The organism is Paenibacillus sp. CFBP13512, assembly GCF_005233705.1.
GTDB lineage: Bacteria > Bacillota > Bacilli > Paenibacillales > Paenibacillaceae > Saccharibacillus > Saccharibacillus nuruki.
Genome location: NZ_QGAD01000004.1, coordinates 454,679 through 464,703, shown reverse-complemented (window position 1 = coordinate 464,703; position 10,025 = coordinate 454,679). Strand labels below are relative to the sequence as shown.

12 protein-coding genes are annotated in these 10,025 nt (G+C 39.6%); 1 reads left to right on the top strand and 11 read right to left on the bottom strand.

Going from position 1 to position 10,025, the window contains the following annotated elements:
• Window positions 1-189 precede the first annotated feature (189 nt).
• From PaeCFBP13512_RS08680 to PaeCFBP13512_RS08660, 5 genes are all read right to left on the bottom strand, one after another.
• A complete protein-coding gene (locus tag PaeCFBP13512_RS08680; RefSeq protein ID WP_137222482.1) occupies window positions 190-477 on the bottom strand; it encodes a barstar family protein in 288 nt (95 codons plus the stop codon).
• Window positions 478-572: 95 nt separating this feature from the next.
• The gene (locus tag PaeCFBP13512_RS08675; RefSeq protein ID WP_069327827.1) at window positions 573-1,013 is read right to left on the bottom strand and encodes a ribonuclease; all 441 of its coding nucleotides are present in this window, start codon (window positions 1,011-1,013) and stop codon (window positions 573-575) included.
• A gap of 371 nt (window positions 1,014-1,384) precedes the next feature.
• Window positions 1,385-1,705: a cupin domain-containing protein gene (locus tag PaeCFBP13512_RS08670; protein WP_137222481.1), complete on the bottom strand. Its 321-nt coding sequence runs from the start codon at window positions 1,703-1,705 to the stop codon at window positions 1,385-1,387.
• A 73-nt stretch (window positions 1,706-1,778) separates the two neighbouring features.
• On the bottom strand, window positions 1,779-2,981 hold the full coding sequence (locus PaeCFBP13512_RS08665; RefSeq protein WP_137222479.1) for an MFS transporter: 1,203 nt from the start codon (window positions 2,979-2,981) through the stop codon (window positions 1,779-1,781).
• Window positions 2,982-3,272: 291 nt separating this feature from the next.
• Window positions 3,273-4,391 carry a glycerol dehydrogenase gene (locus tag PaeCFBP13512_RS08660; protein ID WP_137222477.1) on the bottom strand — a complete coding sequence of 373 codons (1,119 nt, stop codon included), beginning with the start codon at window positions 4,389-4,391 and terminating at the stop codon, window positions 3,273-3,275.
• 402 nt (window positions 4,392-4,793) lie between these two features.
• Between PaeCFBP13512_RS08660 and PaeCFBP13512_RS08655 the strand changes: the two genes are divergently transcribed.
• Entirely contained in the window at window positions 4,794-5,291 is a 498-nt protein-coding gene (locus PaeCFBP13512_RS08655; RefSeq protein ID WP_137222476.1) for a hypothetical protein, read from the top strand.
• A 222-nt stretch (window positions 5,292-5,513) separates the two neighbouring features.
• Here PaeCFBP13512_RS08655 and PaeCFBP13512_RS08650 read toward each other — a convergent pair whose 3' ends face one another.
• The 6 genes from PaeCFBP13512_RS08650 to PaeCFBP13512_RS08620 all read right to left on the bottom strand — a co-directional run bounded on the left by PaeCFBP13512_RS08650 (window position 5,514) and on the right by PaeCFBP13512_RS08620 (window position 10,024).
• Window positions 5,514-5,765 carry a hypothetical protein gene (locus tag PaeCFBP13512_RS08650; protein ID WP_137222474.1) on the bottom strand — a complete coding sequence of 84 codons (252 nt, stop codon included), beginning with the start codon at window positions 5,763-5,765 and terminating at the stop codon, window positions 5,514-5,516.
• A 135-nt stretch (window positions 5,766-5,900) separates the two neighbouring features.
• Window positions 5,901-6,230: a hypothetical protein gene (locus PaeCFBP13512_RS08645; protein ID WP_069327821.1), complete on the bottom strand. Its 330-nt coding sequence runs from the start codon at window positions 6,228-6,230 to the stop codon at window positions 5,901-5,903.
• A 273-nt stretch (window positions 6,231-6,503) separates the two neighbouring features.
• On the bottom strand, window positions 6,504-7,073 hold the full coding sequence (locus PaeCFBP13512_RS08640) for a xanthine phosphoribosyltransferase (RefSeq protein WP_069327820.1): 570 nt from the start codon (window positions 7,071-7,073) through the stop codon (window positions 6,504-6,506).
• An 81-nt stretch (window positions 7,074-7,154) separates the two neighbouring features.
• Complete coding sequence (locus tag PaeCFBP13512_RS08635; RefSeq protein WP_137222472.1) at window positions 7,155-8,333, bottom strand: glycosyltransferase family 4 protein; 1,179 nt, start codon at window positions 8,331-8,333, stop codon at window positions 7,155-7,157.
• 103 nt (window positions 8,334-8,436) lie between these two features.
• The gene (locus tag PaeCFBP13512_RS08625) at window positions 8,437-9,249 is read right to left on the bottom strand and encodes a Cof-type HAD-IIB family hydrolase (protein WP_137222468.1); all 813 of its coding nucleotides are present in this window, start codon (window positions 9,247-9,249) and stop codon (window positions 8,437-8,439) included.
• 19 nt (window positions 9,250-9,268) lie between these two features.
• Window positions 9,269-10,024: a pseudouridine synthase gene (locus tag PaeCFBP13512_RS08620; protein ID WP_137222466.1), complete on the bottom strand. Its 756-nt coding sequence runs from the start codon at window positions 10,022-10,024 to the stop codon at window positions 9,269-9,271.
• Between the last annotated feature and the right edge of the window lies 1 nt (window position 10,025).

Sequence of the window (10,025 nt, the reverse complement as noted above, 5' to 3'; positions counted from 1 at the left end):
TTTTTTTTTTTATTTCCTTATAACTATAAAATTTATTTTTATTACTGTAAAGTAATTTAAAAAAGAATGTCTTATTTAATTCACAAATTTAAACTTAATTTACAAAAACAATAATCACAAAAAAAGCTGTCGCTCCTGTGAGCACAGCTTTTTCTTCATTTCTATATTGCCGATCCGAACCTTCTATATTCACTCTTCCACTTGATCCCTTACCCATATCCGGAAGCCATTGCCTTCCGCTTGAGCTTCTTCTAGAACACCTAGTACTTGATCTGCTTTGTCACCTAGACGTTGACGGCTAAGATCATAGTTGAGCCACTCCATTTGTAATGGCAATTCGACCATACCTGTTAAACAATCCCATAGAGCATCTAGATTTTTTCCATAAAATTCAGGCAGTTCTAACTTCTGTTGGAGTGTCTCGTGTAGTTCAGCGATGGTATGAAAGTCCTCGCCATTGATTGTTACCATGTTCATCTTTAATCATCCTTTACATCCTAAAGTGCTATTCATAGCGATATGCCAGAAGCAATGATCTGCTCTGGCATACGCTTATGAACAACGTTTATGTTCTACATTTTTGTAAATGAAGCATAGTGATCTGTTGTTTTGTACACTAGACCGTCATTGGAGTACAAAATACGATCGGAGTTACGGAAGCCGGAAGTGTAATTGATATCTGCTTCACGCCATGTGCGTCCACTTGCTGTTGGAAGTAATCCTTCACGGTTGCTGAATACATCTCCACCAATACTTTTACCTGGAGCGACTGTTGCTAAGTTTCCTTTAGAAGAAACCCATCCAAGCGCAGATGCTTGCGATTTCGTAATAAAGTTACATGGCAATGTTTTGTTCGCTTTGATGTAATTCGATACACCTGTGAACGTGTTGATAATGGTACACGTTGCTGCTGAAGCTTTTTCTGGCTGTGCAACAGGTGTAACTTGTGAGCCGGTAAAGAAGACAACCGTTAACATGAGTGCAAGTAGTGCTGTGGACAAAAATCTTTTCATTTTCCAGCCTCCTATGTAGCTCGTATTGGATGAACGTTGTTAACTTATAACGTCATATACACATTATAGGTAACAAGTATTCTCTTTACCATTTATATCACACAAGTTTGTTTAAAATTTTAAATTTAATGCATCTATTTGTAAATTTTTCTAAATATAACGTAAAATGAAAGTAAAAGTAACCCCTATATCTCTCTAATCTTCATCTAAACTTAGAAATAAAGGTTACATGCACATGCTTGTTTATTTTACCATATCAATCCAGCGACATCAGGGATACTTCTATATGTTCTATTCGTGCATCCTTCTTGAATAAGGATATAAAAATAGCTACCTCTTCATCAAGTGTAAAGAGATAGCTCGATCTTTATTTACAATTTTAACAAATCTTCTCGAATCGGAGTAAACACATCCAACAATGCAGAGTCTTCTTCAAGTGCAATGACTCCGTGTAACGCATTCGGAGGAATATTAATAGACTGTCCTTGCGTGACTGTGGTCTGCTCATTGTCGATCGTAAATGTGAATGAACCACGCAGACAGTAACTCATCTGCTGATGAGGATGTTGATGCTGGTATCCTTCTGCGCCTTTGGTAAAATGAACTTCCATCATCATTAAGCCACCATCGGCATTCAGAATACAACGTTTTACTCCTGGTTCTGCATCTTCCCATACTCCTAGATTACTCATACAAATTCTGCCTCCTTATTCATATTGAACAGCTTTCAGGATTGGATCTAGTCAAATATAAGTTTGGACTACGTTATATCTTGATTGCTTCATCTGCATCTACGCGTTTCCATTTGCGATAATTGCCCATAATAATAAGCAATAGAATTAAGAAAGCCACAGCATAACTTGCAATTAACATCAAAGACACTTGAATCGGTGCACGATCCAATGTATAGCCGATCAGTACAGGGAATACAGCATTACCAAAGCCTGCAAATCCGGTAATCAGACTGGTTACTGTACGAGCCATATTAGGTAAAGTATGATTCGCATAGACCATCGTAATTGAGTACACACCTGACATCGTAAATCCTAACAATGGTACTAATAGATAGCCTGCCCATTCTTGACGGAAGACGAGAAATGCCAGCAGAATCAAGAGACTCAGTGACATACTAATCAATAGGAAGCGACTATAATTCACACGGCGAATGATCCAACTGGTTGCCAGTCGCCCGATAACCATGGCTCCCCAGAACGCTCCAATACTAATCGAAGCATAATATTCCGAACTGCCAAAATAACTAATAAAGATAGACGATAAGAAATTATTCAGACTACCTTCTATTCCACAATACACAAAAATCATCAGCAAAAATATGCTTAATAACACTATTTTATGTCTTCCTGTTACCGTAGCTGAAGGCGCAACTTCTACGGCATCGACTGCTTGATTGGATGATGTCTCTTCTTCTCGGGAATATTGAATACGCATCCATACAATCCCCATCACTAGCGAGATCAATCCAGTAACTGCAAATACCCATTGCCAGTGCCCTAGTGCAATAAAACCGCTTGCAAAAACAGGCATACCGAGCGCCCCAAGACCGAACGATACTTCCAAATAACTCATCGTCACCGCTCGCCGACTCACAAATCTCTCCATCACGAGAGCCGCTACAACAACTTCAATCGCAGATACACTGAGACTGTTAAAAAAGTTCAATACGGTAATCCATGAGTACTCTGGTAAAGTGAGCATCATACTCTGGGTGACCGCAATAATAAGCGCTGAACTTGCAAGGGTAACCTTTTCACCAAATCGATGCATCATATAAGCAGACAATGGAACTCCGATTAAGAATCCAATCGAACCGATAAATACCAGTGTTCCACCCTCCGTATAACTTAGATTATAATGCCCCAATAACTGCGGCATAATCGCTCCAATGGTAGTCACCACTAATCCTGCTAGAAAATACATCAGATACGATGCCAATGCAAACTTCTTCATATCAACAACCTTTCCTGCACTTACGCAACCATCTTTATTTACTGGATAAAAAAATACGTTTTCTTCTCTATATTCTTATATCCTATCTTTTCTACCCTATCAGAAAATGTCGAATAATGAAAGCAAAAAAACCTCCTTTCACCAAATCTATGGCAAAAGAAGGCTTTTATTTATCATATTAAAATGTTCGTCATTATACACTGACTTCTATATTATAAAGTGGATGCACTACATAGTTATAAATGTACCACTATATGCATCATTCAAAGTGTAATGTATTAAACTATAATTTTATTGATTTTTTAATTTAGCTTTGTATGCTTTAGAATATTGATCCGCCGCAATAATCGCATCTTTCACATCAGCCGCAGTCACAGGGAAAGGCAGATTATGAGCCGTCTCATCTGCTTTGGTCGCCGCTTCAGCTACACGATAAAGATCTTCATCGCTTGCATCTTGTAAATGTAGATCTTCCAATGTCACCGGCAATTCCAAGCTGATGTAGAAAGCAATATAACGTTCGATTTCTTGAATAGATCGTTTCTCAAGAGCTAACTGTGACAAAGTACCAAAAGCGACTTTCTCACCATGTGTCATATGATGAATTTCTCCATCCAATACAGTGAATCCATTATGGATAGCATGTGCCGCAGCTAGACCTCCACTTTCGAATCCAAGTCCACTGAGTAGTGTATTGGCTTCAACTACCGATTCAAGCGCAGGTGTAACCACTTTACGTTTAACTGATTCATAAGCAAGTACACCATAATCGAACAATACTTCTTCGCATTTACGAGCAATCGCTTCAGCAGCAATCGTTGTTAAACCGCCTGCCATGGTTGTCGCGCGAGCTTCAATTACTGCTCTAGCCTCTACCCATGTTGCTAGTGCATCTGCTATACCCGAAGATAAGAAGCGTGGCGGTGCGCCTGCAATCGTTTTGGTATCGACTAGAATCAAGTCAGGATTTTTGTTGTAAAATTTATAACTTTCAAATACACCTTCGTCTGAATAAATAACAGAAAGTGCACTGGTTGGCGCATCGGTAGACGCTGTTGTTGGGATAATAACACTGTACCCACCCAACTGATCGCTGACCGCTTTGGCGGTATCTAACGTTTTACCACCGCCTACACCGATAACGATCGTTGCCTGACCTTCTTTACCAAGTCCTGCTAGGCGGTTAATCTCATTTGTTGAAGCTTCGCCGTTAAATACGGCTTTGGTGTATTGTACGCCAGCTTTGTCCAAACTTTCCAATACACGGTTCCCTGCTATATCCCAGACAATATCATCAGCAATAACTAATGCTTTGCCATCGTTAATGCCTTTAACGTATTCTCCTGCTTTGTCGGTAACATCTCTACCCTGTACGTATTTTCCTGGGCTGATAAATATGCGTTCTGTCATGAAGATCTTCCCCTTCCAATTCATCAAATAGTTGGTCGAATGGATCCTATTACTCCGCTATGTACCTGAATGTGTACTTCCCTATATTGTAAATGTTGCTCACTATTCATCTTAGTTATTAGGAATCGGCAATGGCGGATCAATAGTCTCTTCTTCTAATTTCACCAAAACTGACCTTTATGAACACTAAGAAGGTTAGCTTTCGGCTTTTCAAAGTAGATAATGATGTTAATTATAAAATATAGATGATCATTGTCAAATAGAGTATTCCAAAAATATGAAATTCTGCTAACAGCGAATATTATTTTATTTTGTTCGCCTTTTTTACGAACAAAGTATTGTATCTTTACAAGTTATACCATATAATAAGAACATAAGTTCTTATACTAGGTGGTGATATGAATGGCTGTATTTTTATCTGAAGAAGAGCGATCTCTGGTAAAAAGCTATCTGCTGCTTGTTTATATTCAAAAGAAATTTGATCGTGATGCAAAGTCGTTAGAAGAAAGTGATCAATTGCCGTCTGCCGAATTATATATGGAAGTGATTCGTAGCGGTATTGACCGCACTAATCTATTGTTGTCAGAAGTTCGTCGTGATCTGCGTAGTCATAATTTACGATTATATGAGATTAATCAATCTCCTACTCATATTGAAGCTCAGATTCTTTGTAGTGGTCATCATGGCGTATTTCAGTTAGGAATAACTGAATTTCATCAAGAAGCGAATGAACGGATGCGTGCTTATCTGGGATTGTCTCCTGTTCCAGCTACTCATACACCTTCGTCTTATGAAGATCAAGGTTCTCCACATCCTGCAACAGTGTCTAATAACACGAAGCTACGGGAACCTTCTCGTTATTCAGGTTATCGTCCTTATCGTACAGGTACACTTGGTTAATTACAGTTATTCTAGGGGTTACTATCTAAATACCGTCTAGATTCCATATCCATTGATTTTAGTGAAACCACACATTTCGCTAGTCTGCATTTTCATTCAACTCCTTGAATGGCTTTTATATAATAAAAGCATCTATGATCTCTGTCTTGTGGGCAGATGTTCATAGATGCTTTTTTGTGTAACTTTATATAACTCTTTGACTGCTTTTATTTGGATGATGCTTTATTCCTCAGATGCTGGCTGAGTAGTATTATCCATTTCATCTAGCGGACTCCGGCGTTCTTCTTTGGAAGGTTGATAAATATAGCTACGACTTAATTTAACAACGTTACGGTTAGGACGGCGAATCAGTACCTGCTCATCATCCCATGCTACAACGATGCCACGAATATCATTTTCTCGAATATCATCACGCACGACACGGACTTTCTCACCGGATACACGGTATGCATCTAATTCATCATCTGTAATCATCAATTCACCCTCTTATTGGTTATATTTATCTGTACAAAAAAAGACCTAAATGAAATCCCATTTAGGTCTGATAATTTGTTGAAATGTCTGTAGATTCTAGTTGACTGTAACGACAAAGGATTTTCCTAAAGCGGATTAACGCTGTGCAGGTTCTTTGGTATCGTTTTTCTCGAACCAAAAATCAAGCACTTTAGCTGACATCACACGTTGTTCTACATATTCTACTTGGTGAGCTGAAAATTCTTGCTCCCATGCAAAATCCAGGTCTTTACACAATCCTACAATGGTCAACAGTTCTGACCAGGCAACATAGCGTTTATACCAAAAGAACTGAGGATGTTCAATCATATAGGGATACAGGTCATCAAATTCAGTGTGCTTACAATCCAAAGCACGCTCGAAGTGAATTTTTGCATCGGCTAGTTTTTTGATGAAGAACTCTTCAGTAATCGGTTCTTTCCCCATTGGTCTGCCTCCCCTCGATAACATATCTTTATTATAAGACAAATATACCCCATTTGGAAAGAGATTGCTCACATTTTCAACAAAAGGTTCAAGATATTTGTAAATGTAGTGACAATTGCGCTTAGATCACCAAGCACTAATATGGGTTATATTGTAACATATCGGAATCTGCTTTACCGAATATAAGACTTTGTTGCAACAAATTTGATTCAACTAGAACTTATTTGTAATTGTCTATCTACATCATAACTACGTGTATGATACCACTTTGGATCACCCGAATGTAATTTGTCCATCTTGAAGTGAAGTGATTTTGACCAGTGAATCCAGACGAATATTCTGATCACGAATCGCTTGTGCTCCACTTTGGAAGCATTTCTCGATTACAATACCTACGCCTAGCAACGTTGCACCGGAGCGTTCAATAATGCGAATCATTCCGCGAGCGGCATCTCCATTAGCGATAATATCATCAATAAATAGAATACGATCTTGCTCGGTCACAAATTGACGGGATAGCATAATATCGGTCACAATCCCTTTGGTAAATGAAGGCACACGCTCGATCAATGAATCGGGATCAGCAAGCAATGTCTTTTTACGACGTGCAAACACAAGCGGTACACCCAGTTCAAAAGCTGTTGTGAAAGCGACCGGAATCCCTGAAGATTCAACGGTAACCACTTTGGTAACCCCTTCTGTCCGGTACAAATCCGCAAACTCTTTGCCCATACGCATAATCAGTTGCGGATCGACTTGATGATTCAGTATGGCATCTAATTTTAGTACATCGTTAGACATAACTGATCCTTCTGCCAAAATACGTTGTTTTAATTCTTCCATATTCTCCGTCCCCCATCACCGGTATTCTGGTGCTTCTTTAGTGTCATCATATCATGTATCAAAGCTGTGATTTACTTTTTTCTATTCTGGCTCATTCGGTAATACCGATAACTGAGACATAGATTCTACTGAATTTTCAGGTTGAAATTCCAAATATAACTTTTTGAGTTCATTCACGATATGGCTTAATGAATATTGTGTTTTGGCTTTTTCCCAGCCTGTGCGTGCCAATTCATAACGATACGAAGGATCATTGATGACTTTTTCAAGCGCATCTGCAAGCAACTTTTCATTTTCCGGTGGAACTAATAATCCATTGACACCATCTTCAATCTGCTCGGCTATACCACCAATATCGGTTCCAACTAATGCTAACCAACAAAGTGCTGCTTCAGCAAACACGGAACCAAATGCTTCAGCACGCGAAGGCAGAACGAAAATATCAAAGAAAGGCATAAATTCTTCTGGATGTAAGGTATATCCATAAAAAATCGTTTCTTCATAAATACCTAACTTTTTCGCTAAGTCTTCAAGATCAGTACGACTTGGACCATCCCCGATAATATGCAGTACATACGCTTGTCCACGCTGTTTGAGAAGCGCACAAGCCTCAAGTAGTGTGTCTAGACCTTTCGCAGGGACAAGGCGACATACGGTGATAAGCTGAGCCACTTCATTTTCATGAGCGATCGGCTTGAATCGTTTCTCATCGAATCCATTCGGTAATACTCTGACGTGCTCAGGATGATCTAAAAAAGGCGCTAAGTATTGACGGAACGAATGAGATACCGTCATTAAAATATCTGTTTTATGTTCTAGTTCACGGTACAATGATGTCAAAAATTGATCTTCCAGTCCACCACGTTCGATTTTACCATTCAAAATCAGTTCACGTTCATAACTGGAGTGAATGGTCTGTACCAGCGGCGTCTCTGGAAATACTTCTTTCATCACCATGCCGACTAATGGATGATGAGAATGGATAAGATCATACGGTTTATTCAATCGCATTTTCGCCCACCAGCGGTAATCTTTATACGTCTGAATATACTTCGTTACTATAGGACTTTCACTATAGATCGTCCAATCAAACGTTTCAAAAACAACGTCTTCTTTTCCTTTGTTGCGAATCCGTTTGGGCAAAGAAAATAATTCCATTTCCCAGCGTGCAGAACTGAACCGTTCCTGCAAATAAGGGATCATGGACGATACGCCCCCTGGCTGTTCAGGAGGAAAAAACAAAGCTTGCAACAATCTCAAAATTGTTCCTCCTTCCTGTATGCTGATAATTATTGATTGTACCATGTATTGAAGTCAACCAACACAACAAAACCGCTCAAAATACAGAGCGGCTAATCAAAATTTAAACAGATATCAGTCCATGCTTGACCAAAATGTGATGAATACCATCTTCGTTGTTAGATAACGTCACCTCATCTGCGGCGGCTTTGACTTCAGCAGGAGAATTATCCATCGCAACCCCAAGTCCTGCATACGTAATCATCGAAAGGTCGTTAAAATAATTACCGATCGCTATCACTTCCGAAGAGGCGATCCCTTTACTTTCAGCAAGTGCTTGTAGCGATGCTCCTTTGGAAGATTGAGGATGCATGAGGTCGATAAAAAACTCACCACTCCGCAACATATTGAACTCTGGATTCCATGTTGTCCATTCTGCATAAGCTTGATCTAATTGATCAATTGTAGCAAAAGCACTTAGCTTGAGCACAGGCTCTGTAAATTCACTCCACGGTGGTAATACTTGAGGTGTCATTAGAAAGTTATCATACATTTTACCTGCATCTGCTTGTAATGTATCAATTGAATCCACGTACAACCCAAATGCTGTATTGATATCAAAATGGATATCATGTTGCTTACAGTACTGAATATAGGGATCAAGCCCTTGCGCGGCTAACGGAAATTGATGCACGATTTCTCGGGTACCTGCATGAACAGTGGCTGCCCCATTATGGACAATCACATAGCCATCTTCGTGTAATCCGAGTTGCTCCATGTATGGAATCGAGTTAATAGGTGTTCTACCTGTGCAAAATACGATCTCCACGCCTTGAGCGGCTACTTGCTTGATCGATTGTGCGGTCTGTGGTGAAATCTCATGATGATCATTTAAAAGAGTTCCATCCATATCGAGTGCAATTAAACGGTATGTCATTGTTCACCTGTCCTTAAATTTATTGTTCAGTTCCTCGTCCAATCTGAACTAACTCTTCAGCGGTAAGTTCACGGTATTCTCCAGTTGGTAGCGTCGGATCTAATTGTAAAGCGCCCATAGAGACACGCTTGAGGAATGTTACTTTTTTGCCTACAGATTCGAACATGCGTTTTACTTGATGGAATTTGCCTTCTGAGATAGTGAGGCGGATATGGGACATGGTTCCTTCTGGACTTGGCGTGTGATTAAGAATTTGTAATTCAGCAGGCAACGTTACATAACCATCTTCAAGAGTAACCCCTTTGCTAAATTGAACGATATCCTCTTCCGTCACTTCTCCCAGTACGTCAGCTTCATATGTTTTGGGAACGTGTTTGCGTGGAGATAGCAGTTCATGGGCTAATCGACCATCGTTGGTGATCAGTAGCAACCCTTCAGTGTCTTTATCCAAGCGACCGACAGGAAACGGTTCAAATACCTGATATTCGATATCCAATAAATCCACCACCGTAGAGTCATGACGATCCTCAGTAGCTGAGATTACTCCTTGCGGTTTGTTCATCAACAAATAAATATATTCACGATAATTCACTTGTTCTCCATCAAATTCTAGCTTTTCTTGATAAGGATCGATCTGTAATCCGCTATCTTTGACAACCTCATCATTGACTTTGATGCGTCCTTGTTTGGCGGCACGTTTGAGTTCGCTTCGTGTGCCATAGCCTAGATTTCCTAATATTTTGTCTACGCGTTGCTTTTTAACTGATGTTTTCATA